The organism is Gelidibacter salicanalis (assembly GCF_016469035.1).
In the GTDB taxonomy this organism is placed as follows: domain Bacteria; phylum Bacteroidota; class Bacteroidia; order Flavobacteriales; family Flavobacteriaceae; genus Gelidibacter; species Gelidibacter salicanalis_A.
Map to the genome: position 1 here is coordinate 104,961 of NZ_JAEHJZ010000029.1, position 25,844 is coordinate 130,804.

At 37.9% G+C, this 25,844-nt stretch carries 21 protein-coding genes; 17 read left to right on the top strand and 4 right to left on the bottom strand.

Features of this window, described 5'->3' with window-relative positions; all coding sequences use genetic code 11:
• The first annotated feature begins 29 nt into the window (after window positions 1-29).
• Window positions 30-779 (top strand): carboxypeptidase-like regulatory domain-containing protein, encoded by a 750-nt coding sequence (locus JEM65_RS12415; RefSeq protein ID WP_199599969.1) that lies wholly within the window; start codon window positions 30-32, stop codon window positions 777-779.
• A gap of 117 nt (window positions 780-896) precedes the next feature.
• Entirely contained in the window at window positions 897-2,459 is a 1,563-nt protein-coding gene (locus JEM65_RS12420) for a right-handed parallel beta-helix repeat-containing protein (protein WP_199599971.1), read from the top strand.
• Between the two features lie 103 nt (window positions 2,460-2,562).
• Here JEM65_RS12420 and glyA read toward each other — a convergent pair whose 3' ends face one another.
• Window positions 2,563-3,834, bottom strand: a complete 1,272-nt coding sequence (glyA, locus tag JEM65_RS12425) for a serine hydroxymethyltransferase (RefSeq protein ID WP_199599973.1) — start codon at window positions 3,832-3,834, stop codon at window positions 2,563-2,565.
• A 233-nt stretch (window positions 3,835-4,067) separates the two neighbouring features.
• Here glyA and fahA point away from each other — a divergent pair, with 233 nt between their 5' ends.
• The gene (gene fahA / locus JEM65_RS12430; protein ID WP_199599975.1) at window positions 4,068-5,360 is read left to right on the top strand and encodes a fumarylacetoacetase; all 1,293 of its coding nucleotides are present in this window, start codon (window positions 4,068-4,070) and stop codon (window positions 5,358-5,360) included.
• A 167-nt stretch (window positions 5,361-5,527) separates the two neighbouring features.
• Here fahA and ytxJ read toward each other — a convergent pair whose 3' ends face one another.
• Window positions 5,528-5,938 (bottom strand): bacillithiol system redox-active protein YtxJ, encoded by a 411-nt coding sequence (gene ytxJ, locus JEM65_RS12435; RefSeq protein WP_199599977.1) that lies wholly within the window; start codon window positions 5,936-5,938, stop codon window positions 5,528-5,530.
• A 339-nt stretch (window positions 5,939-6,277) separates the two neighbouring features.
• Here ytxJ and clpB point away from each other — a divergent pair, with 339 nt between their 5' ends.
• The 5 genes from clpB (at window position 6,278) to JEM65_RS12460 (ending at window position 11,747) form a co-directional block, all read left to right on the top strand.
• Entirely contained in the window at window positions 6,278-8,890 is a 2,613-nt protein-coding gene (gene clpB / locus JEM65_RS12440) for an ATP-dependent chaperone ClpB (protein ID WP_199599979.1), read from the top strand.
• Between the two features lie 190 nt (window positions 8,891-9,080).
• Window positions 9,081-9,458 carry a hypothetical protein gene (locus tag JEM65_RS12445; RefSeq protein WP_199599981.1) on the top strand — a complete coding sequence of 126 codons (378 nt, stop codon included), beginning with the start codon at window positions 9,081-9,083 and terminating at the stop codon, window positions 9,456-9,458.
• A 363-nt stretch (window positions 9,459-9,821) separates the two neighbouring features.
• On the top strand, window positions 9,822-10,484 hold the full coding sequence (deoC, locus tag JEM65_RS12450) for a deoxyribose-phosphate aldolase (protein WP_199599983.1): 663 nt from the start codon (window positions 9,822-9,824) through the stop codon (window positions 10,482-10,484).
• Between the two features lie 29 nt (window positions 10,485-10,513).
• Window positions 10,514-11,212, top strand: coding sequence for a purine-nucleoside phosphorylase (deoD, locus tag JEM65_RS12455; RefSeq protein ID WP_199599985.1), 699 nt, complete (start codon window positions 10,514-10,516; stop codon window positions 11,210-11,212).
• 25 nt (window positions 11,213-11,237) lie between these two features.
• Window positions 11,238-11,747 carry a SixA phosphatase family protein gene (locus JEM65_RS12460; RefSeq protein WP_199599987.1) on the top strand — a complete coding sequence of 170 codons (510 nt, stop codon included), beginning with the start codon at window positions 11,238-11,240 and terminating at the stop codon, window positions 11,745-11,747.
• Here the strand turns inward: JEM65_RS12460 and JEM65_RS12465 are convergent.
• Complete coding sequence (locus tag JEM65_RS12465; RefSeq protein ID WP_233530638.1) at window positions 11,740-12,504, bottom strand: DUF6503 family protein; 765 nt, start codon at window positions 12,502-12,504, stop codon at window positions 11,740-11,742. The genes JEM65_RS12460 and JEM65_RS12465 overlap by 8 nt on opposite strands.
• A gap of 87 nt (window positions 12,505-12,591) precedes the next feature.
• Here JEM65_RS12465 and smpB point away from each other — a divergent pair, with 87 nt between their 5' ends.
• Together smpB and JEM65_RS12475 are read left to right on the top strand one after the other, a co-directional pair.
• Window positions 12,592-13,050 (top strand): SsrA-binding protein SmpB, encoded by a 459-nt coding sequence (gene smpB, locus JEM65_RS12470; RefSeq protein WP_199600019.1) that lies wholly within the window; start codon window positions 12,592-12,594, stop codon window positions 13,048-13,050.
• Window positions 13,051-13,263: 213 nt separating this feature from the next.
• Window positions 13,264-15,744: a DUF5686 and carboxypeptidase regulatory-like domain-containing protein gene (locus JEM65_RS12475; protein ID WP_199599989.1), complete on the top strand. Its 2,481-nt coding sequence runs from the start codon at window positions 13,264-13,266 to the stop codon at window positions 15,742-15,744.
• 1,481 nt (window positions 15,745-17,225) lie between these two features.
• Here JEM65_RS12475 and JEM65_RS12480 read toward each other — a convergent pair.
• On the bottom strand, window positions 17,226-17,867 hold the full coding sequence (locus tag JEM65_RS12480) for a protein-L-isoaspartate(D-aspartate) O-methyltransferase (RefSeq protein ID WP_199599991.1): 642 nt from the start codon (window positions 17,865-17,867) through the stop codon (window positions 17,226-17,228).
• 287 nt (window positions 17,868-18,154) lie between these two features.
• On the opposite strand from JEM65_RS12480, the gene JEM65_RS12485 reads away from it, so the two are divergent.
• The 7 genes from JEM65_RS12485 (at window position 18,155) to miaA (ending at window position 25,642) form a co-directional block, all read left to right on the top strand.
• Window positions 18,155-19,114, top strand: coding sequence for a Gfo/Idh/MocA family protein (locus tag JEM65_RS12485; protein WP_199599993.1), 960 nt, complete (start codon window positions 18,155-18,157; stop codon window positions 19,112-19,114).
• 90 nt (window positions 19,115-19,204) lie between these two features.
• Entirely contained in the window at window positions 19,205-20,092 is an 888-nt protein-coding gene (locus tag JEM65_RS12490) for a 3-hydroxyacyl-CoA dehydrogenase family protein (RefSeq protein ID WP_199599995.1), read from the top strand.
• A 78-nt stretch (window positions 20,093-20,170) separates the two neighbouring features.
• Complete coding sequence (locus JEM65_RS12495; RefSeq protein ID WP_199599997.1) at window positions 20,171-21,409, top strand: DUF1015 domain-containing protein; 1,239 nt, start codon at window positions 20,171-20,173, stop codon at window positions 21,407-21,409.
• Between the two features lie 63 nt (window positions 21,410-21,472).
• Window positions 21,473-22,141, top strand: coding sequence for a YggS family pyridoxal phosphate-dependent enzyme (locus JEM65_RS12500; RefSeq protein ID WP_199599999.1), 669 nt, complete (start codon window positions 21,473-21,475; stop codon window positions 22,139-22,141).
• Window positions 22,142-22,273: 132 nt separating this feature from the next.
• Window positions 22,274-23,641 carry an exonuclease domain-containing protein gene (locus JEM65_RS12505; protein WP_199600021.1) on the top strand — a complete coding sequence of 456 codons (1,368 nt, stop codon included), beginning with the start codon at window positions 22,274-22,276 and terminating at the stop codon, window positions 23,639-23,641.
• A gap of 208 nt (window positions 23,642-23,849) precedes the next feature.
• A complete protein-coding gene (locus JEM65_RS12510) occupies window positions 23,850-24,722 on the top strand; it encodes an ion transporter (protein ID WP_199600001.1) in 873 nt (290 codons plus the stop codon).
• Between the two features lie 11 nt (window positions 24,723-24,733).
• Window positions 24,734-25,642: a tRNA (adenosine(37)-N6)-dimethylallyltransferase MiaA gene (gene miaA / locus JEM65_RS12515; protein WP_199600003.1), complete on the top strand. Its 909-nt coding sequence runs from the start codon at window positions 24,734-24,736 to the stop codon at window positions 25,640-25,642.
• The last annotated feature ends 202 nt before the right edge of the window (window positions 25,643-25,844 follow it).

Here is a 25,844-nt window from a genome sequence, read left to right on the forward strand (position 1 = left end):
AATTTGATGGCAACCAATCCATAAGCTTAGTGATCAAAATTACCCTTCTGTTCTGCTTGTGTACCACACTGATGTTTTCGCAACGTATGTCAGGGACACTTTATGATACGGAAGCACCTATCTCTGGTGCAAAAATCATGAATATGACGTCAAAGAGCATCACCTCAACGGATGGAACTGGCCATTTTGAAATCTATGCGAAACTTCATGATACACTCGTGTTTAGCTCGCTGTTTCATCATACCAAACAATTGGTAATTACAAAGGCGCATTTAGAAGAGTCTCAAGTAGTCGAGCTCAAAAAAATCCTGAATGAATTGGATGAAGTCGATCTTAAAGGTCCCATTTCTGTAAAGGAAATGAACGAGAAAGAAGAAACAAGTCGCGTAAATAAACAATTTAAAACGGATGTTGAGAAAAATCCGCACTTATACAGAAGGCCCAACGCAAACAGTGGGCCTATAGATTTTATGGAAATTGGACGGCGTGTCGCAAAACTTTTCAAGCGAAAAACTCCGAAAGAAGAAAAAATGGTCGAAACCTCCCTTACAGCCGCACATCTTGACACTCTTTTCAAAACAGATCCCTTTTTTAATGACACGTTTTTAGTCTTGGACTTGAACATCACCAAAGATTATAAACACCTCTTTTTTACGTATTGCGAAACGAAAGATCTATCGTCTTTTCTTTTACTTCCGGACAATAAAATCTACCTTATTGATACATTTTTGGAGTACAGTAAAGACTTTAGAGGGATTCTCGAAGCAAGTCAAAAATAATAGGATGTCGAAACCTATGAGCCATCATACAACTTCCAGCAAATTAATTAAAGGCCACAAGTGGCTTCATAATTTCAAAAGGTATATTTTTGAAACGGATCTGAATTCACCCTCGCAATGAAACGAAGCCTTTACTTTAGTCTTACTGTTATTACTTTGATCTTATGGAGTTCCTGCCGAAAGGATTTTGACTTCCAACCCAGTCAAGGCGGATTGACCTTTTCTAAAGACACGGTCTACCTAGATACGGTTTTTACTAATATTGGCTCAAGTACCTATAATTTAAAGGTCTATAATCGGACTAATACTGACATCTCCATCCCTACGCTGCGTCTTAGCCAAGGGCAAGCCTCCAACTATAGACTCAATGTAGACGGGATTGCTGGTAAGGAATTTCAGAATGTAGAGCTTTTAGCAAAGGACAGTTTGTACATCTTCATTGAGACAACTTTTGACATTCAAAGCGTAGTCACCGCAGAAAATCAATTTTTATATACAGATGCCATTGAATTTGACAGTGGTGCGAATTTTCAAAAAGTAGATTTGGTCACTTTAGTGAAGGATGCCGTTTTTATTTACCCCAATAAAGATTCAGAAGGCATCATAGAGACCTTAAATTTTGATGTTGATGGCGATGGCTCGGAAGACAGAACAGATATTCAAGGCCGATTTTTAACGGATGCTGAACTTACGTTTACAAACGATAGACCTTACGTAATTTATGGCTATGCAGCGGTTGGCGAGAATAAAACGCTGACCATCAATGCGGGTGCGCGGGTGCATTTCCATTCTAATTCAGGCTTATTAATCACCAATAATGCATCTCTAAAGGTGCAGGGGCAATACAGTCCTAACCAAACCACCATGGCAAACGAAGTCATTTTTGAAAGTGACCGGTTGGAGCCATTGTATGAAAACATTCCTGGTCAATGGGGAACGATTTGGCTGTTTCAGGGCAGCAAAGAAAATGAAATCAATTTTGCAACGATTAAAAATGCTACTATCGGAATTATATCAGAGAACAATCCGAATACGAGCATTCCAAAATTGACCATTAAGAATTCAAAAGTCTACAACTCGAGCAATTATGGTATTTTAGGACGTGCCACTTCCATAACTGCAGAAAATGTGGTTTTTAATAATGCTGGGCAATCATCGTTTGCAGGCATTTACGGAGGCGTTTACAATTTTACCCATTGTACCATAGCCAACTATTGGACCAATAGTTTTAGACAGTTTCCTGCACTTTACCTTAATAATTTTGAGGTTTCGGAAGATGACACCATCACCACCAATCCGCTTACTGCTGCCAATTTCAACAATTGTATCATCTATGGAAATTACAACCCGGAGTTTTTTCTAGAACAAGAACAAGGCGCTGACTTCAATTTTAAATTCACCAATTGTCTGATCAAGTTTGATGATCCTAATAACAAGTTTGGAGCAGATGCAAATTATGATTTTAATAATCCTGCACTATATGATAATGTAGTATTTAATGAAGACCCTGATTTCAAAGAACCTTTAAAAAACAAACTGATGATTAGGGAAGAATCAGCAGCAATAAATGTGATTGGGAACAATGAATTTTCAAACCGAGTACCGTTTGATATTTTAAGGGTTTCAAGAACTGCTGCCCCAGATTTGGGAGCTTACCAACATATTATTTTTGAAGAGTAATTATTTTTTGCCTACACTTCCGAATCGAAACGACCATAACTAAAAAAGCCTCACTTGTTTTGATAACCAGTGAGGCCCTTAAGCGTTATAAGTTGTCGATTAATTATACAAACAACGGCTTGCCTTTCATCATTGCGTTCACTTTTTCTCCAACAGCATCTAGCGTAGCCTGGTTATCGTAATTGCTAAGGACTTCATCAATCAGTCCAACAATAGCATCCATATCAGTTTCTTTCAAGCCTCTGGTAGTAATTGCTGGTGTTCCAATGCGGATTCCAGAGGTTACAAATGGCGATTTATCATCAAACGGCACCATGTTTTTATTTACCGTAATATCTGCTTTTACCAACGCTTGTTCAGCGTCTTTACCAGTAATATTCTTATTTCTTAAATCGATCAACATCATATGGTTATCAGTACCACCAGAAATAATGTGGTAATCTCTATCAACAAACGCTTTTGCCATAGCAGCGGCATTGTTTTTAACTTGCAACATATAGTGCATAAACTCATCGGTCAATGCTTCACCAAACGCAATTGCTTTTGCAGCAATAATGTGTTCTAATGGTCCCCCTTGGTTTCCTGGGAACACACCGGAATCTAAAACAGAAGACATCATTCTTAAATTGCCTTTTGGAGCTTTCATCCCGAATGGATTTTCAAAATCTTCGCCCATTAAAATCATTCCGCCTCGTGGTCCTCTTAAGGTCTTATGAGTAGTAGTGGTTACAATATGGCAATGCGGCATTGGGTCATTCAGAATCCCCTTGGCTATCAAACCTGCGGGATGGGAAATATCTGCCATTAACACTGCCCCTACCTGGTCAGCAACCTGTCTAAAAGCTTCAAAATCCATATCACGAGAATAGGCCGATGCTCCGGCAATTATCATTTTTGGCTTTTCTTTTTTAGCAGTTTCCTCTAATTTATTATAGTCAATTAGCCCCGTTGCTTTGTCTACTCCATAAAACGAAGGATTGTAAAGCTTTCCTGAGAAATTAACCGGAGATCCGTGGGTCAAATGGCCACCATGGGACAAATCAAAACCAAGAATTTTATCGCCAGGCTTTAAACACATAGAATATACGGCAGTATTGGCTTGACTTCCAGAGTGTGGTTGCACGTTTGCATAGGCAGCGCCAAACAACGCTTTAGCGCGATCAATGGCTAATTGTTCCACCTCATCTACAACTTCACAACCACCATAATAGCGCTTTCCTGGGTAGCCCTCAGCGTATTTATTGGTCAAAACTGATCCTGCGGCTTCCATCACCTGATCGCTCACAAAATTCTCTGAAGCAATGAGTTCTAAACCGTGTAATTGTCTCTCTTTTTCAGCTTCTATAAGCTCAAATATTTGTTGGTCGCGTTGCATAAATGTTGTGTTTTTTAGTCCTCTTAAAAAGAAGGTTTAATGAATGTTTTAAATTTAGCCAAAAGTACTAAATACAATACGTATTTCAGACATAAAAAAGGATTTTTCATCTGAACATAACTGAATTGTATTTGAGTAGAAGCAACGTAATTTTAAGTATTTTTTTGGTTTTTAGTTAAAAAAAATATGTAGGTTTGACTACATTTAAACACAAACTAATTAATCATAACACTATGCCTTTAGCAGCAAATAACCCCGATAGAACATCGTGGCTTCACGTGGGAAAGAACTCTGATTTTCCAATACAGAACATTCCATTTGGTGTTTTCTTAACACGAGATGACATCATTACCATTGGTACACGTATTGGCGATACCGCCATTGACCTTGGTGCATTGCATCAGCTGGGTTATTTTGAAGGTATACCCCTTACTGACGATATCTTTCTTCAGGATACCTTAAACGATTTTATAGCTGATGGTCGCAAAACATGGCGTGCCGTTAGAGACAGGATTACTGAAATTTTTGACAGCAATAACAGCTCTTTAAAAAACAATACCAAACATAAGGAAATCGTTCTTTTTAGATTGGACGAGATTGAAATGCAATTGCCTGTTCAAGTAGGTGATTACACTGATTTCTACTCGAGCATAGAACACGCCACCAATGTGGGCACGATGTTCAGGGACCCTGAAAATGCGTTAATGCCAAACTGGTTACACATTCCTGTAGGATACCACGGTAGGAGTTCATCAATTATTCCTTCGGGAATTCCAGTGCACAGACCAAAAGGACAAACCTTGCCCGATGGTGCCACTGAACCAATTTTCGGTCCTTCTAAGTTGGTGGATTTTGAGTTGGAAATGGCATTTATTACTACAGATGCCAACGATTTAGGCGAATCTATTCCAGTTAACGAAGCGGAAGAATATATTTTTGGACTGGTCTTGTTTAACGATTGGTCAGCACGTGATATTCAAAAATGGGAATATGTGCCTTTAGGACCGTTCTTGGCTAAAAACTTTGCTTCGTCTATGTCGCCTTGGATCGTAACCCTAGACGCCCTTGAACCGTTTAAGGTTGAGAGTCCAAAACCTCTAAAACCGCTTTTACCCTACCTTCAATCTAAAGGAAAAAAAGGCTATGATATTAATTTAGAAGTAGCCATACGTCCAAAAAACGCGAAGGAAGCCATTGTCAGCAAGTCCAATTTCAAATATATGTATTGGAATATGGCGCAACAATTGGCGCATCACACGGTTAACGGCTGTCCTGTAAACTCAGGAGACATGATGGGAAGTGGTACCATCTCTGGCCCTACAGAAGATTCTTTTGGGTCTATGTTAGAATTGACCTGGAAAGGCGAAAAACCTTTGACCATGAAGGACGGCACTGAACGTAAATTTATCGACGATTACGATACGGTAATTATGAGAGGCCATTGTGAAAAAGACGGTACCAGAATAGGATTTGGTGAGGTTTCTACCCAATTGTTACCGATCTATAATCCAAAAAAGAAAAAATAATACTCTGAAATATTTAAAGTTAGAGGCACGACGATTGGTATATACTGATCGTCGTGCTTTTTATTTGGAGGGCCCTCAAGGGATTTCGCAATGAAGCCTCATTCATATTTGGCCTATACTTGGGAATTATTATACCCTAGTTGAATTTAAGTAGCAGCAAACAGTGCTTAAATAAATGTATCTAATTGCAAACTATTGATGCCGCTATGACTATCATGCTTTACTACGGCTCCATTTTTTACGACTAATAATTGAGGCGATTGGTGCATCACCTTAAATTGGTCAGCAATAGCATTTGAAATGTCTCGGTGACTTAACAAATCTAAATAATACAGATCTGCTTCGCTTTCGTCCAACTGATACTCTTTTTTAAACTGGCTGATCACCATCCTACTAACCCCACAGCGCGTGGAGTGTTTAAAAATAAACTGTGTTTTGGTCTTGGAACGCTCTTTAATGAGGTCCAATTGCTCTAGGTTATTTAGAGTAATCCAAGGTAAATCGCTATTAGTTTTTGACGAGTCACCACTTTTAGCAGTATGTGATGAGGTGTTAAATAATTTATCCAATAATCCCATAGTATTTTATTTTTTGTTCCGTAATGTCGGAATTCCTTAATTTCAAAGTTATATTTTATAAATAGATTAACGGAACGCCATTCCGATTATTACTATCTTTATAACATCAGTCGCAACGTTTTTCAAATCTTACAAACTGACTAAATGTCTTGCTATCACTGCGTTCAGCTGACTTTTTGTCGACCCACTCCAATTGGTAGGGTAATTGACTTGTATAGTATAATCACATACACATGTACAGCAACGTTGTGGTTAATCATAGAAAAGAATAGAAAAGATAAGATAAGATACAAACTAGTTATTAACCCATAAAAACATACCCATAATTGGGGCACAATTATGAATTTTAACGATTATACCATAAAATCACAAGAGGCCATTCAGCAAGCACAGCAACTTGCTCAGAGTCTTGGCCACCAACAAATAGAAAATGAGCATATTTTTAAAGCCATTTTTGAAGTTGACGAAAACGTATTGCCGTTCCTTCTTAAAAAATTGAATGTCAATATCAATTTATTACAACAAACTCTAGATAAACAACTTGAAAGTTACCCAAAGGTTTCAGGAGGCGATATCATGCTGTCTAGAGAAGCAAATAAGGCGCTCAATGAAGCAGCGATTATTGCAAAAAAAATGAAGGATGATTATGTGTCTATTGAACATTTGATCTTAGCTGTTTTTAAATCCAATAGTAAGATCGCACAGATGTTGAAAGACCAAGGAGTCACGGAAAAAGCGTTGACTGCTGGCATTGATGAATTACGTCAAGGTGATCGCGTTACCTCTCAAAGTCAGGAAGACACCTATAACTCCTTAAACAAATACGCCAAAAACCTCAACCAAATGGCCAAGGATGGCAAACTGGATCCGGTGATTGGTCGCGACGAAGAAATCAGACGGATTCTTCAAATTTTATCGCGTCGTACCAAAAACAACCCTATTTTGGTAGGAGAGCCTGGCACAGGTAAAACTGCCATTGCCGAAGGATTGGCACACCGTATTGTAGATGGTGATGTACCTGAAAACCTCAAAGAGAAACAAGTGTTTGCCTTAGATATGGGCGCCCTTATTGCAGGCGCCAAATACAAAGGAGAATTTGAAGAGCGTCTAAAAGCGGTCATTAAAGAAGTAACGTCTAGTGAAGGTGATATTGTATTGTTCATTGATGAAATTCACACTCTTGTTGGTGCCGGTGGCGGACAGGGCGCAATGGACGCGGCCAACATTTTAAAACCAGCATTGGCTAGAGGTGAGCTCCGTGCTATTGGCGCAACAACCCTTGATGAGTATCAAAAGTATTTTGAAAAAGACAAAGCCTTAGAGCGTCGTTTCCAAAAAGTGATGGTGGACGAGCCGGATACAGAAAGCGCAATCTCCATACTCCGTGGAATTAAAGAAAAATATGAAACCCACCATAAAGTTCGAATTAAAGATGAAGCCATTATTGGCGCCGTAGAGTTGTCTGAGCGTTATATTACCAATAGGTTCCTACCGGACAAAGCCATTGATTTAATGGATGAGGCCGCTTCCAAATTGCGTATGGAAATCAACTCTAAACCAGAAGAATTGGACGTTTTGGACAGAAAAGTCATGCAGTTGGAAATTGAGATTGAAGCCATAAAACGTGAAAAAGATGAAACCAAACTCAAAACCTTACGTTCTGAACTGGCCAATATCAAAGAAGAACGCAACGAAATCAATGCGAAATGGAAAAGCGAAAAAGAAGTGGTGGACAATATCCAAACCGCCAAATCGAGCATTGAAGAGTTTAAACTCGAAGCAGAACGCGCGGAACGCGATGGCGATTACGGTAAAGTAGCTGAGATACGCTACGGAAAAATCAAGGAAGCCCAAGAGCAACTTGAGAAGCTCCAAAAAGAATTGCAACAAAATCAATCAGGAAATTCCTTAATCAAAGAGGAAGTAACCTATGAGGACATAGCGGAAGTTGTAGCAAAATGGACAGGGATCCCTATTACCAAGATGCTTCAAAGTGATAGAGAAAAACTCTTAAAACTAGAAGACCAATTGCACAAACGTGTGGTAGGACAAGAAGAGGCTATTATTGCGGTAAGTGATGCGGTGAGAAGAAGTCGCGCAGGATTGCAAAACGCCCAAAAACCTATTGGTACGTTCCTGTTTTTAGGAACTACAGGTGTCGGTAAAACAGAATTGGCCAAAGCTTTGGCTGAATATCTTTTTGACGATGAAAACTCGATGACGCGTATTGACATGAGTGAGTATCAAGAACGTCATAGTGTGAGCCGTTTGGTTGGAGCACCTCCAGGATATGTAGGATATGATGAAGGTGGGCAGTTAACTGAAGCCGTTAGAAGAAAACCCTATTCAGTGGTGTTGCTTGATGAAATAGAGAAAGCCCATCCGGACACCTTTAACATTTTACTACAAGTGTTGGATGAAGGACGTTTAACAGATAATAAAGGTCGTGTTGCCGATTTTAAAAACACCATCATCATCATGACGTCCAATATGGGAAGTGCAATTATTCAAGAGCGTTTTGAAGCTACAAAAGATATCGAATCGGCATTGGAATCTGCAAAAGTAGACGTGTTAGGCTTGTTAAAACAAAGTGTGAGACCTGAGTTTTTAAACCGGATTGACGACATCATTATGTTTACACCATTATCTAAAGAAAATATTATTGAGATTGTCGGTCTACAATTAAAAGGATTGACACGTATGCTCGCAAAACAAGGCATCACCTTCGATGCCACCAATGAAGCAACAGCTTATTTAGCTGAAAAAGGTTATAATCCTGAGTATGGTGCACGACCTGTAAAAAGAGTCATTCAGAAGGAAGTATTGAATGAACTCAGTAAAGAACTACTTTCTGGCAAAATTAGTACAGACAGTATTGTACTATTAGATTCTTTCAATGATAAGTTGGTGTTTAGAAACCAAGGTCAATTGGTAGACGACGTAGAAAAATAACAAATGTTGAGATGTTCAGGTCTTTTAAAAACCTGAGAGGATTTTATCGTTAGTTTGGATGGAAAGAAACAGCACAAATCTTGAAAAAGATGTGTGCTGTTTCTTTTTGTGATAGGGTTATTATTGATCGGGTTAACACGAATACTTTCTAAAGGATAATTTAATCCTTGATATCAAAACGACAAAACATATGGGCATTGTAAAATATTATAATTTTAAAGATAGTGAAGCTTTTGTTTTTGATGAATTCATCATCAATCAGGTTAAAGAAGGGGTTGTTATTGAACCACAGCACAATGATTTGCTAAACGATTGTATAAAAAAACATTTTATCGGAAAAAAAATGGTCTATATTTCAAACCGGGCGAAGTCTTACTCTGTGAACCCTCTTATTTATCCAGAAGCTGAAAAAATCCCTAATTTGGTGGCCATCGCATTAATTCCGAAAACGCAGATGATGCGAAAAAACGCCGAATATGAACGAGAATTTTATGACAAACCCTACGAGATCTTTGATAATTTGAGTAGTGCTATAGAGTGGTCGCACAGTCTCTTGACACAACTTTAAGGTTAGGAAAAGCCAATTAGGATTCTCTATAAGGGCAATGTTGAATCAGACTATGCCAAATGGATTGCCCCACCACTTTAGAACTTCGAAAATGCGGTACAACACTCCAATCGGACAAGCTCTAGGTCTCTATCAAAAAATGTAGCCTGACACTCGATTGATAGTGTTCATTTTGTTCTCATCGCGCCAAAATACAGTGGCCGAGATCTTATTTTGATAAAATCAAATAAGCTATAAACCTCATTCAAAGATGGTTAATGGCGTCAGCATGCTATATACTACCATTCATCTAAAAAGTGAAAATAAGCTTCAATAAAACAACCGCTTATCGTATTTTCGCGACACTTAACCTAAGAAAATGTCATGGATATCAATAATTATATTGAGCATACGCTTTTAAAACCAAGCACCACTGAAAGAGAAATCATCGATTTATGCAACGATGCCAAAAAACACAAATTCTACGGGGTCTGTGTTAATAGTTGCTATATTTCTTTGGCAAAACAGTTGCTTTCACAAACAGGGGTTAAAATTGTGTCGGTAATTGGATTTCCTTTAGGGGCTATGGCTACAGAAGCTAAAATTTTTGAAGCTAAGAATGCCATTTATGACGGGGCAGATGAAATAGATATGGTTATTAATATTGGGTTGCTTAGAAGCCAAAACCATGTTGCCGTATTTAAGGATCTTTCTGGAGTTAAAAGGGCTATCGGTAACGTACCGCTTAAAGTCATTCTCGAAATTAGTGAACTTTCTAAAAACGAAATCGTAAAAGCATGTGAAATTTGTATGGATGCTAAGGTTGATTTTATCAAAACATCTACCGGTTTTTCTAAAAGCGGTGCCACACTTACAGCGGTTAAGATCATCAAAAAGATTGTTAAGGACAATGCCAAAATAAAAGCTTCAGGTGGTATCAAAGATTTAGATACTTTACTGAAGTATATAGATGCTGGTGCTGACAGAATTGGAACCTCATCTGGGGTTGCAATGATGATAGAGAAATTATCTTCAGACAAAAATTAATCTTTATCTTTAGGGTTTAAACCAACCTAATGAGTATACATATTGAAGCTAAAAAAGGAGAGATTGCTGAAACCATTCTTCTTCCAGGAGATCCATTGCGAGCCAAATGGATTGCACACACCTATTTCGAATCGCCTAAATTATTTAATGACGTAAGAGGTATGCTTGGATATACCGGCACCTACAAGGGCAAACCTATCTCTACAATGGGCACAGGAATGGGCGTGCCTAGTATTTCCATTTATGCCCATGAATTAATTACAGATTACAACGTCAAAAACCTGATAAGAGTTGGAAGTGCTGGCTCCTACCAAAAACACGTTAAGATTAGAGATATAGTTTTAGCCATGGCAGCCTCTTCTACTTCTGGTATCAATAAATTGCGTTTTGATGGTGCAGATTATGCACCTACCGCAGATTTTGGCCTGTTTCAAAAAGCATTGGAAGCCGCAAAAGCCAAAAATATCCCATTAAAAGCCGGAAACGTACTTAGCAACGATGAGTTTTATGGTGATGATCCTGAAGCTTATAAAAAATGGTCAGAATTTGGCGTCCTTTGCGTAGAAATGGAAAGCTCAGGACTGTATACCATTGCAGCCAAACATAACGTGAGTGCCTTAAGTATTCTTACCATTTCAGATTCGCTGCTTACGGGTGAACACACCACAGCCGATGAGAGAGCGTCAACGTTTAAGGACATGATTGAAATAGCGCTCGAATTAGCTTAATTTAAACCCTCCAAACACTTCTTTTATGGTACGTAATCTATTTGTCCTTTGTGTCGCTATTTTCTCCTTAAATTGTACGTCTCAAGAGAAAAGCACTTCTGAAATCACCACCTATTATTTCATTCGTCACGCAGAAAAAGACCGTACCGATCCTTCTGAACAAGATGCGCATTTAACTGAGAAAGGCCATAAAAGAGCCCAACAGTGGAACAGTATTTTAGAACACATTACTTTTGATGCTGTATACGCGACAGACTATTATAGAACCAAAGAAACGGGGCAGCCTATTGCTGATAAAAATAATGTTGCCATTACCAGCTATACCACAGAAAACTATTTTGATGACGTCTTTAAATCAGCGACTAAAGGTAAAACCGTGCTCATTGTTGGTCATAGCAATACAACACCAGAGTTTGTTAATGCAGTTCTTGGAGAGAAAAAACACGAACATATAGATGATGCCAACAATGGCAACCTCTATATTGTTACGCTCATCAACGGTAAAACGGCGGATATCTTGCTCACGATTAATTAAGCGATTCTACCTCAATATTTTGGAGCTCAATTTTTGAAAGAAGTTCGAGTTTGTCCTTGTTAAACATAAGGCCCAAATCTTCGAAATTGAAATCTGATGTGGTGGGTTTGTAATTGTTATAATCTGCAAAACGTAAACCGTTGACCATTCTAACATTATAAGCTTCTCTAAAACGATAGCCCATCCCATCAATTTCTTCATAGGAATACGCCAAATAATCTACGTCGTAAGAGACTTGGTCAATCCAATACAGAAACTCGTCCTCAAAATCTTCACCCCCGCCGTCTTCAGAAAACGTCACTTTTATTTTGTGATACGATTTGCCTTCAATCTCCTCTGTTCCCAAATAGTCTTTATACACCGCGCTTCCGTCCAATCCGTAAGGCAATACCGAAAAATAATGTACAGAGTTAACAGAGGCACTATAGAGCGCCACCAATGAATCTGAAAGCTCCACCTTAACATCACTTTGGAACCGTTCAAAACCTGAGTTATTCAGGACATCTCTAATGTCAGACACTGAATCTTTAATATACCGTTCCAATTGAAATTTTCCGCCGTCACGATGCGCTTTATAATGTATATCCCTGAAATCAAAATTAATATTTGAATAGTCAAACACGTTACCTCCTGCTGCCAATATCGATTGTTGAATAATTTCTTTAGCAGATTCAGTGGCAACAACTTCCTTATTGTCTTGTTTACAAGTTAACAAAGTCATCAACAAGACTAAGAATAGTGTATTTTTTAACATCATAATTCTTTAAATTTGAATGTACAAAATTAAAGATAACAGTTGGGTCTTCTTTAAAAGTTATCTTAAATGTTTTACCTTTGGCTTCCTATGCAGAAAAACATCAACATAAAAAACAGAAAAGCACGGTTTAACTATGAACTGTTGGATAAATATACCGCTGGAATTGTTTTGTCGGGTACAGAGATCAAATCCATTAGAAGTGGAAAAGCGTCCATAGCTGAAAGTTTTTGTGAATTTAATGATAAAGGCGAGCTTTTTGTCATTAACATGAACATTGAAGAATATGCATTTGGTAATTACTATAACCACAGGCCAAAAGCAGAACGTAAACTTCTGTTAAATAAAAGAGAGCTTAAGTCTTTACACAAAGATGTCCAAACTAAAGGATACGCCATTGTGCCGTTGCGTTTGTTTATCAATGATAGAGGTTTTGCCAAGGTGGAAATTGCGTTAGGAAAAGGTAAGAAACTTTATGATAAGCGAGATACTATCAGAGACCGTGAGAATAAAATCAACCTCGATAGGATCAAAAAAATCTACAAATAAGCATTTGAAAAAAAACAACATCCTTAAATTTCAACAACTACAGATGCTCTATCACCCAACGCCCAATTCAATTAAATGAACAACCTCGACCCNNGAGTTTCACTAATTTAAGAATGCTATAACAAACAGCAATGCTTTTTATAGTTAAGTTTGAGTTGCCTATAGACTTTACATCCATAGTATAAGTTACTAAAGCACTCTAAACCCAACTAAATGACCAAACATCTACTCCCGCTATTTTTTATTTTTATCAGCCTTCAAGCGTTTTCACAATTAAAAGGCCGCATTACAGATCACAATAATGCCCCGCTCCCATTCGTCAATATTTATGTAGAAAATTCCTTTACAGGAACCACCAGTAATGATGAGGGCTATTATGAACTTAATCTCAGCACACCTGACACCTACACCATTGTCTTCCAGTTTTTAGGTTACAAAACGGTCAAAAAAAAAATTGAGATAAAACAATTTCCTTTTACCTTAAATGCTACGCTCTCTGAAGAACAAATTTCGTTGAATGAAATTGTGATTAATTCTGATGAAAATCCTGCAGATATTATCATGAGAAAAACGATCGCTTCCCGAAAAACAAATCTGGAGAAAATCAATGCTTTTAAAGCGAATTTCTATTCTCGTGGACTTATCCGAATAAAGAACGCTCCTGAAAAATTTTTTGGCCAGGAATTGGATGACTTTATGGTGGGACTGGATTCTACAAGAAGTGGGATTTTATACCTGTCTGAAACCATTTCTGAAATCGACTACATGCGTCCAGACAAGCTCAAGGAAAAAATTATCGCCTCTAAAGTCAGTGGAGACAATAATGGCTTCAGTTTTAATACCGCTAGTGATGTCGATTTCAACTTTTATAATAACACCATTGAATTGGGCAATCAAATTATTTCTCCCATTGCTGATTACGCTTTTAATTACTATAAGTATAAGTTAGAAGGCGTTTTTTATGACGATAAAGGCAATCTCATCAACAAAATTAAGGTCATACCAAGACGTGAAAATGATCGCATCTTTTCTGGAAGCATTTATATTGTAGACAACCAATGGACCATTTACGCTGTGGAACTGGACATCACAGGAATCCAAGCACAAATTCCGCCAGCAGAAGTGATCACCATCACACAAAATTTCTCGTATTCTGAAAAAGATCAAATTTGGGTGATCATTTCCCAGGGAATCGATTTCAGTTATTCGTTATTTGGTTTTAAAGGCGATGGCCGTTACACCGCTGTATATAGCAATTATAACTTCGCGCCTGAATTGACCAAAAAATCGTTCGGAAAGGAAATTTTATCCTTCGCTACTGAAGCGAATAAAAAAGATTCCACCTATTGGAAAAGTATTAGACCGGTCCCCTTAACGGATGAGGAAGTCAGCGATTATTTAGTAAAGGACAGCATACAATCGGTTAGGGAATCCAGACCTTACCTCGATTCTATTGATGCCAAAAACAACGCCTTTAAAATGCGAAATATCCTTTTTGGTTACAGCCATAGAAATTCTTTTGAAGATTGGTCTATAGGCTACAGTTCGCCACTTTCAGATTTTCAATTCAATACCGTTCAAGGCTACAATTCAAAATTGAACTTTTATTATCGAAAAAACCAAGATGAGTACCGACGGTATTTTGCAGCCAATGCGGCTTTACAATATGGCGTCTCTGATGAACGCTTGAGAGCAACAGCTTCGTTTCGATATAAATTCAACAATATTAGTAAGCACTTTTTAACAGTATCTGGTGGTGTAAAAACACAGCAGTTTAATGAAGCACAGCCAATTTCTCCCTTGGTAAATTCAATAAGTTCATTGTTTTTCGAGGACAATTACATGAAGATTTACGACAAGAGTTTCGCAGAAGTAGGCTACTCTCAAGAGGTATCAAATGGTATCACGATGTATAGCACATTGGCTTATGAGCGCCGTAAAGCATTGGTAAACACTACGGATCAAGTGTTTTTTAATGATGAAAATGATGCTTACACCAGCAATAATCCGCTCAACCCAAACGTTTTTGGAGTTCCTGCTTTTAATACGCATCATCTTTTAAAATTTAATCTGAATGCGCGTTTCAATTTTGGACAGGACTATTTAAGTTATCCGGATAGCAAGATCAACATCCCAAATAGCGATTATCCAACGCTCTTTCTAGGTTATGAAAAAGGATTTGCCGCCTCAGAACAACAGTATAATTTTGATCAGCTCAAACTACGACTGACCCAAAGTTTTAATGTCGGCAATAAAGGCGATTTTAAATACAACCTTAAAGCAGGAACATTTTTTAATGCTGAGGCTATTGGATTTATGGATTATTACCACCCAAATGGTAACCAAACGCACGTTGGAACGTCAAGCTCGTATTTAAACGTGTTCAACAATTTGCCGTATTACGCACTCAGCACCAACAACTCTTATTTAGAAATGCACGCCGAACATGATTTTAAGGGGTTGCTCTTAAGCCGTGTGCCTTTACTCAATAAATTGAATTACAACCTGGTCATTGGCGCCCATGGGTTTGCCACAGAACACCAAAAACCATATCAGGAATATACAATTGGCCTAGACAATATAGGCTTTAAGAAATTTAGATTTTTAAGGGTTGATTATGTGCGTTCTTATCAAAACGGCTACCAAGGCGATGCGGTAATCTTTGGATTGAAATTTTTGAATATTCTTGAGTAAAAATTCACGCTGTCACTTCGAGTGTTTTTCAAGCTCCAGAGTGATTGAAAAATGTATCGAGAAGCGATCGGCAAAAGAACTATGAGAACGGTTCTCGATACGTTTTGTATAGCTCTCTTTCAGACGCTATCCAAAACACTCGAACTGACAATATGATTATTTGGGCACCTGCCTTTGTCACTTCGAGTGTTTTTCAAGCACCAGAGTGATTGAAAAATGTATCGAGAAGCGATCTACAAAAGAACTATGAGAACGGTTCTCGATACTTTTTGGATAGCTCTCTTCCAGACGCTATCCAAAACACTCGAACTGACAATATTATTTTTTAGGCACCTGCCTTTGTCACTTTGAGTGCTTTTCAAGCACCAGAGTGATTGAAAAATGTATCAAGAAGCGATCGGCAAAAGAACTATGAGAACGGTTCTCGATACTTTTTGGATAGCTCTCTTCCAGACGCTATCCAAAACACTCGAACTGACAATATTATTTTTTGGGCACCTGCCTTTGTCACTTTGAGTGCTTTTCAAGCACCAGAGTGATTGAAAAATGTATCAAGAAGCGATCGGCAAAAGAACTATGAGAACGGTTCTCGATACTTTTTGGATAGCTTTCTTCCAGACGCTATCCAAAACACTCGAACTGACATTATTATTTTTTTGGCACCTACCTAGTCACTTCGAGTGCTTTTCAAGCACCAGAGTGATTGAAAAATGTATCGAGAAGCGATCTACAGAAGAGTTATGAACACGGTTCTCAATACTTTTTGGATAGCTCTCTTCCAGACGCTATCCAAAACACTCGAACTGACAATATTATTTTTTGGGCACCTGCCTTTGTCACTTTGAGTGTTTTTCAAGCACCATAGTGATTGAAAAATGTATCGAGAAGCGATCTACAAAGAAACTGTGAACGCGGTTCTCGATACTTTTTGGATAGCTTTCTTCCAGACGCTATCTAAAACACTCGAACTGACATTATTATTTTTTGGGCACTTACCTTTGTCACTTCGAGTGTTTTTCAAGCACCATAGTGATTGAAAAATGTATCGAGAAGCGATCTACAGAAGAGTTATGAACACGGTTCTCGATACGTTTTGGATAGCTTTCTTCCAGACGCTATACAAAACACTCGAACTGACATTATTATTTTTTTGGCACCTGCCTTTGTCACTTCGAGTGTTTTTCAAGCACCAGAGTGATTGAAAAATGTATCGAGAAGCGATCTGCAAATGGATTATGAACACGGTTCTCGATACGTTTTGGATAGCTCTCTTCCAGATGCTATCCAAAACACTCGAACTGACATTATTATTTTTTTGGCACCTACCTTGTCACTTCGAGTGTTTTTCAAGCACCAGAGTGATTGAAAAATGTATCGAGAAGCGATCTACAGAAGAGTTATGAACACGGTTCTCGATACGTTTTGGATAGCTCTCTTCCAGACGCTATCCAAAACACTCGAACTGACAATGGGTTTCAATTTTAATTTTTATCCTCCAAAAGTGGCACAAACCTAAACTCTCCAAACTCATGCTTTTCAAAATCCTTTGGCCCTTTTCTAATAAATAAGGTCATAGTCTGTACCTGATCACCTACCGGAATCACCAAACGACCACCAATTTTCAATTGACTCATTAAAGGTTTCGGGACAAATGGCGCGCCAGCGGTGACAATGATACTATCATAAGGTGCTTCTTCTTTCAATCCTTTATAACCATCTCCAAAAATCAATTTTTTAGGACGATACCCGAGTTTTGGTAAGAATTTACTGGTAATTTTAAACAATTCCAATTGGCGTTCAATACTGTACACCTTCGCTCCCAACTCGCATAGCACAGCAGTTTGGTAGCCACTACCCGTGCCAATTTCAAGCACATTATCGCCAGGTTTAATCTGCATAAGTTCTGTTTGAAACGCCACAGTATAAGGTTGCGAAATGGTTTGATCAGCTGCAATTGGAAATGCCTTGTCCTGATACGCATGATCCAAAAAGCTGGAATCCATAAAGAGATGTCTGGGAATTTTACCAATGGCTTTTAATACTTTTTCATCTGTAATTCCTTTATCCTTTACAATGCCAACAAGTTGCTGACGCAAGCCCTTATGTTTAAACGTATCTTTCAAAGCGGTAGTGTTTGCTGGCTAAACTACTTCAAATATAAGCAAATCACAAATTCCCAATCCCAAAAAACAGCCCTTCATTTAAAACTGTCAATTTGATTTAAAAGCTTCGGAATCTTGAGATTTATAGTGATGATACAGCCAAAATCTTACTATTTTTTCAGGGTTTATCGATTTGCACAATACCATCTAACTTCTATATTCTACAATCAGTCATCCTACATCTTTCTCGTTTCTTTTTCTTTTTTCTACCTTAAAAAAAAGCTATTTTTGTATAAAACGTATAATCTATGTTAAAAGCAGGAGTTCTTGGTGCTGGTCATCTTGGAAAAATTCACTTACGCCTTCTAAATCAGTCAGAAAAATATGATTTAATTGGTTTTTATGATGCAGATGAGACCAACGCCAAAAAAATTGAGACTGAATTTGGCTATAAATATTTTAACACCATTGAAGGCCTTATTGACGCTGTAGATGTTGTGAATATTGTAACCCCAACCTTATCTCATTATGAGTGTGCAAAGTTGGCCATCTCTAAAGGCAAGCACATTTTTATTGAAAAACCTATAACCAATACCGTTGAAGAGGCTGAAACCATCCGAACTTTAGTTGCTGAAAACAATGTAAAAGGTCAAGTGGGGCATGTAGAACGCTTTAACCCTGCTTTTAAAGCGGTAAAACATCAAATTGACAATCCGATGTTTATCGAAACCCATAGATTGGCAGAATTTAATCCACGGGGGACCGATGTTCCTGTGGTATTAGATTTAATGATCCATGATATTGACATTATTTTGAGCGTCGTGAATTCAAAAGTCAAGAACATCTCTGCCAGTGGGGTGTCCGTCATTAGTGATACGCCAGATATCGCCAACGCCCGTATTGAATTTGAGAATGGTTGTGTGGCCAATTTGACGGCTAGTAGAATCTCCTTAAAAAACATGCGTAAAACCCGATTCTTTCAAAAGGACGCCTACATTTCTGTGGACTTTTTAGAGAAAAAATGCGAAGTGGTTAAAATGAAGGATGCGCCCGCCAGTCCGGGAGATTTTGATATGATCCTACAAAATGCTGAAGGGGTGAAGAAACAAATCTATTTTGACAATCCTGAAGTTTCTGACAACAATGCCATTTTGGATGAATTGGAAACCTTTGCAGACGCCATAAATAATAATACCACACCCATTGTTACACTTCATGACGGCACTGAAGCGTTGCGTGTAGCGACGATGATTATTGATCAGTTTTAAGTTGAGGATTAATCGTTTACACCATATCAAACACAACACACACAATCCATACGAGTCCCAATTTAGAGGGAATTCAAAATAAAATTTTTAATGAAAAATATAGCAGTAATTGGAGCCGGAACCATGGGAAACGGCATCGCTCACACCTTTGCCCAAAGCGGATTTAAAGTTCAACTCATTGATATCAGTGAAGGATCACTTAAAAAAGGTATGGACACCATCACGAAAAATTTAGATCGGATGGTTGCCAAAGAAAAAATTGATGACGCTCAAAAAAATGACACTCTAAGCAATATTACCACCTATACGGATATTACTGAAGGTGTGAAAAACGCAAGTTTAGTAGTAGAAGCGGCCACTGAAAACAGTGAGCTTAAACTCAAAATATTTAAACAATTGGACGAGGTTTGTTCAGAAGACACCATTTTGGCCACCAACACTTCCTCTATTTCAATCACACAAATTGCGGCCGTCACCACTAGACCTAAACAAGTTATTGGGATGCACTTTATGAACCCGGTTCCGATTATGAAATTGGTGGAAATCATTCGTGGTTATAACACGAGCGATGAAGTGACCAAAACCATTATGAACCTTTCAAAAACTTTAGGAAAGGATCCTGTTGAAGTTAATGACTATCCTGGTTTTGTAGCCAATAGAATCTTAATGCCAATGCTTAACGAGTCTATAGAAACACTTTACAACGGTGTTGCTGGTGTTACTGAAATTGATACCGTAATGAAACTGGGTATGGCGCACCCAATGGGTCCTTTACAACTGGCTGATTTTATTGGGTTAGACGTTTGTCTTTCTATTTTAAACGTGATGTATGAGGGCTTTAAAAATCCTAAATATGCACCGTGTCCATTATTGATTAATATGGTACGTGCAGGGAAATTAGGCGTAAAATCTGGTGAGGGTTTTTATGATTATTCGGAAAGTAGAAAGGCGGAAAACGTATCGCAACAATTTTTATAGTCTAACATCTTCAGCTTGAGCGGTAAGTATGCAACCTCCTCATGAGCTCTGGAAGAATTACGAAGCAATACCATCTAAATGGCTAACATCATTCCTTTTAAAGCAGTCAGGCCCACGCGAGACAAAGTGAGTCTGGTAGCTGCTCGTTCTTATCAAAGTTACACTTTAGAGCAACGGGAGTCGCGCCTAAGGGATAATCCATTTTCGTTTTTACACATTGTCAATCCAGGCTATAAATTTGATAAACAGATCTCGGGAGAGGCACGTTACAATTTAGTCAGAAATAGATTTTTAGAATTTAAAGAGGATTCAATTTTTGTTCAAGACACGAAGCCCTGCTATTACATATATCAAATTACCGATAGAGATCATCAGGTTTTTAACGGGATTGTTGCGGCGGCAAGTGCTGAAGATTATGAAAATGATGTCATTAAAAAACATGAAGATACCATTGAATTTAGGGAAGTTGTTTTTAAAGACTACCTGAAAACTGTCGGGTTTAATGCTGAGCCAGTGCTTCTCACCTATCCTGACAATGCAGTCATAGCACAAATTATAGCAGAGGTGCAAAAAGAGCGTTCAGAATATGAGTTTACGACCACGTATAGAGATACCCATTTGTTATGGAAAGTTGATAATGACACCCAAATTCAAAAAATAGCACAGGAGTTCCAACACATGAAGAGGGTGTATATTGCCGATGGGCATCACAGGTCATCTTCATCCTATTTGCTGTATAAAGATTTAAAAGAAAATAATCCTCAGCACACTGGTATGGAGCCTTATAACTTTTTTATGAGTTATTTAATCCCTGAATCTGATTTAAAAATTCATGAATTCAATCGGGTCATCAAAGATTTGAACGGCTTGTCTAAAGAAGAGCTTCTCATTCAGTTGGATATGATGTATCGCATTGAAAACAGAGGCCAAACACCTTATCATCCCTCTAAAAAACATCATTTTAGTATGTATTTAGATGGTGAATTCTATTCACTTTATCTCAGAAAAGCAAGTTATACTATTGAAACTTCGCTGGATGCTTTGGATGCTCAAATTTTGTATAAAACCATTTTACAGCCTATTTTAGGCATTAAAGACTTGAGGAATGATAGCCGAATTGGGTATATCAATGGAAAGAAAGACATCGTTTCAATGAAAAGTGCCATAGATAGTGGCAACTATAGCGTTGGTTTTGGGATGGTTCCGATCTTTATGGAAGAAATGAAAACCATTGCTGACGACGGATTTAAGATGCCTCCCAAAAGCACATTTATTGAACCAAAATTGAGATGTGGCGTTACAATTTATGAATTTTAAAATAAGAACTTGTTTGTTTTCTTCGTTCCATAGCTAACGAATTTCAGACATAAATGTATGATCATGAGTATTAAAAACAATCTTCAACGCATAAAATCATCCCTGCCAAAACAGGTGACCTTAGTTGCGGTTTCAAAAACAAAATCTGTCAGTGAAATCATGGAAGCCTATGATGCCGGGCAACGCATTTTTGGAGAAAACAAAATCCAGGAAATGGTCGATAAAGAGGCCCAGATGCCAAAGGATATTGAATGGCATATGATTGGACACGTGCAACGCAACAAAGTGAAATACATGGCAGAATTTGTAAGTCTCATCCATGGCGTTGACAACTTTAAACTTTTAAAGGAAATTGACAAACAAGCAAAAAAACATGACAGAACCATCAATTGTTTGCTTCAGATAAAAATTGCAGATGAAGATTCCAAATTTGGAATGACTTCTAAAGAAGCTCAGGACATTTTACAATCTGATGCCTTTTCAGCATTGAACAATGTTGTCATTGTTGGCGTGATGGGTATGGCTACCTTTACGGACCAGGAACATCAAATTGAAAACGAGTTTAAGAAACTCAAATCAATTTTTGAAGACCTCAATACATTAGAACTTAAAAACTCTAAATTAAAGACTATAAGTATGGGCATGAGCGGCGATTACCAAACCGCAATTGCCTGTGGCAGCACTATGGTTAGAGTTGGAAGTAGTATCTTTGGCGAACGGAATTACGATTAATCGCATCATTTACACAATATAAAAACAGTTCATTAAAACGATTATAGGAATCAAAATAGTTAATTAAAAACACCACGCTTTTCTCTTATTTAATTATTTAAAGGCAAAAGAAGGTCCATAAAAAACAAGCTCATTTACGCAATATTAGACATAGAAACCACTGGCGGTAAATTCAATGAAGAAGGAATCACTGAAATCGCTATTTACAAATTTGATGGCCACACAGTGGTAGATCAATTTATCAGCTTGGTCAATCCGGAACGGGAAATACAACCTTTTGTAGTTAACTTAACAGGGATTAACAGTAATATGTTACGCACTGCACCTAAATTTTATGAGGTTGCGAAGCGCATTGTTGAAATTACTGAAGACTGCATTGTAGTGGCACATAACTCAGAATTTGATTATCGCATATTACGTACTGAGTTCAGCCGACTAGGTTTTGAATTTGAGCGTAAGACGCTCTGTACAGTTGAGCTATCAAAACAAATTATGCCAGAGCAAGAATCCTATAGTTTGGGCAAACTTACAAGAGCTTTGGGTATTCCGGTAAGTGATAGACATCGTGCTTCTGGAGATGCACTGGCCACCGTAAAATTATTTAAAATACTATTGGCCAAAGACTTGAGAAAACAAATTATCCAAGCTGCGGTAAAAGTGGAGCCAAAATACAAGCTATCATCCAATCATAAGCATATCATTGATGATTTACCCTCCATTACGGGGGTGTATTATCTACATGACACCTATGGTAAGATCATTTTTATTGGTAAGAGTAAGAATATTAAAAATAGGGTCAATCAGCATTTTACGAGTTCCAATCCGAAATCTAAAAAGATGCAGAATCAAGTGGCTGCAGTGACCCATGAAGCTACCGGCAGTGAGTTGGTAGCCTTACTTAAAGAGAGTGCTGAAATTAAAAGAAACAAGCCTTCTTTTAACCGCGCCATGAGAAGAAATATATTTACGCATGCACTCTACAGTTTTACAGATGAAAATGGATATGTCAACTTAAAAGTTGATGCTGCTGATGGTAGAAAGAAAACCATTACTACATTTTCAAATTATCAAAGTGGGAAGCAATTTTTGCTGAACGTTATTGAAAACTTTAAGCTCTGTCCTAAATTGGTGGGATTGGACGCCACAAAGAAAAGTTGTTTTAAATACGCAACTAACGACTGTGAAGGGGCGTGTATAGAGGAAGAATCTTCAGAAGACTATAATCTTAGAGTACAAGAAGTGATAACGGCCAATAGTTTTGACAATCATGATTTAATTATTATTGACAAAGGAAGAGCTTTAGATGAGCACAGTGTGCTGCTTATTGAAGACGGACTTTTCAAAGGCTTTGGGTATTATAATCTCAATTACCAAATTACCAATAAAAAAGTATTGGAATCCATCATTACACCTATGGAAAACACTAGAGATACAATGCATATAATTCAAAGTTACCTCAGAAAAAATAAACAAATTAAACGGACGTTACTCCCTAAGTGAAAAACCATACAGTGACACTGATTTCCTCTCACTTATTTTTATATCATAATGACACCTTGCATTAGAAGTGCATCTCTCACGGACATTATATAGAGTACTACATGCTATCAAATACCCCAAGGTAATGTGGGCAACACGTTGCATGTAAGAACAAATGTATTTGTGGTAATAAAGAAGAAATAGGCAATCTTTTAGTATTTTTGAGCTTATGCATAATAACAAGCAAAAAAAAGATTGGAAGTTTAGGCTTCATGAAATCATCTATGAGGCTGATACGCCATCGGGTAAGTTATTTGACGTTGTTCTGCTTATTACGATTATTGCAAGTATTCTTTTTGTAATGTTAGAAAGCGTCAAAGAGTTTGATGCCCGGTACCACTATTTTTTGAACATTGCAGAATGGGTGGTGACCATTATCTTTAGCATCGAATATATACTGAGAATAATTTCTGTAAAGAAGCCCTGGAAATATATTTTCAGCTTTTATGGGGTTATTGATTTTCTTTCCACCATTCCAAAATATCTGTCCCTAATTTTTATGGGGACGCAAGTGCTTATAGCGCTGCGTGCCTTGCGACTTCTTCGAGTTTTCAGAATATTAAAACTTGCGAGATATGTTGGTGCCTCCAACATGTTAGCCAATTCGTTAAAAGCAAGCCGTGCAAAAATTCTAGTGTTTTTATTTGCTGTATTAATTGTAAGCGTCATTTTTGGTACCGTAATGTATTTTGTGGAAGGAGACCAAAGCGGTTTTACAAGCATACCAGTAAGTGTCTATTGGAGCATTGTGACCTTAACAACTGTAGGCTTTGGAGATATAGCCCCCGTAACGCCTCTAGGGCAGTTTATAGCATCAATGATTATGATTTTAGGTTATGGTATTATTGCGGTGCCAACTGGCATTGTATCTGCAGAATATGCGGCCCAACATAGAGGTCAATTTCCTCATATCCCTCAACCCCCAAAGGTTGATATGAATACAGAAGCCTGTCCTAATTGCTCTGCAGAAAGACATAAAGATAATGCCAAGTACTGTTATAATTGTGGTCACATCTTAAACGCCCGTAATCAAGAAACCTAAAATTGTGTGTTGTGAATCAAAAATATCTCATCAGTATTATTGGGCCTACAGCAATAGGCAAAACGACGTTGAGCATTGCCATCGCAAACCATTTTAAAACTGAAATTATTTCTGCAGATTCGAGACAGTTTTATAAGGAAATGCAAATAGGCACTGCGGCACCAAGTAGTGACGAGCTACATCAAGCGCCACATCATTTTATCCACCACAAATCGGTATTAGAAGATTATAATGTTGGTGCCTTTGAAAAAGACGCACTCCAAACTTTGGATGTTCTTTTTAAAACCAATGACTGGGTTGTTATGGTTGGTGGCTCCGGACTGTATATTGATGCGGTTACAAAGGGACTAGATGATTTTCCTAAAGTTGATCCTTCAATTCGTGAAGCATTAAATACGGAACTTGGCACCTCAGGATTGGTATATTTGCAGCAAAAGCTCAAAACTTTAGATCCTATATCTTTTGAAACGATTGCTCTCGATAATCCGCATCGTGTTATAAGAGCATTAGAAATTTCTATTGGTAGTGGCCATCCCTATTCATCTTTTCTAAATAAAGACAAAACCCAACGATCGTTTAAGACGATTACCATTGGATTGACGGCGGAAAGAGCTGTCATTTATGAGCGCATCAATACACGTGTTGACCTCATGATGGAAGAAGGCTTATTGGAGGAGGTTAGAAACCTCCAACATTTGCAACACCTGAACGCACTTAATACCGTAGGTTACAGTGAAATATTTAAATTTTTAAATGGCGATTGGACTTTAGAGTTCGCCGTTTCTGAAATCAAAAAAAACTCGAGAAGATTTGCTAAAAGACAACTCACCTGGTTTAGAAAAAAAGAAGATACACTTTGGTTTGATTACGAAACTCCCGTAGATGAGATCCTAAAAACCCTTAGCCATCAATTGATCTAGTGCACTCTTAATCAAAACTAAAAAAATGAACAACCTCGACCCAAGGGTACGAGGTATCAAGTAGAAGTTCCTTTTTTATTTCGACGCAGAGCGTCGGGGAATAAAACCCAAGGATCCCGCTAAAAAGCGGGATTAGTTCAACTAACAATTTTTAATTCATTGCTTCGCAACTTTTAAAAATTGAGTTTCACTAATTTAATTT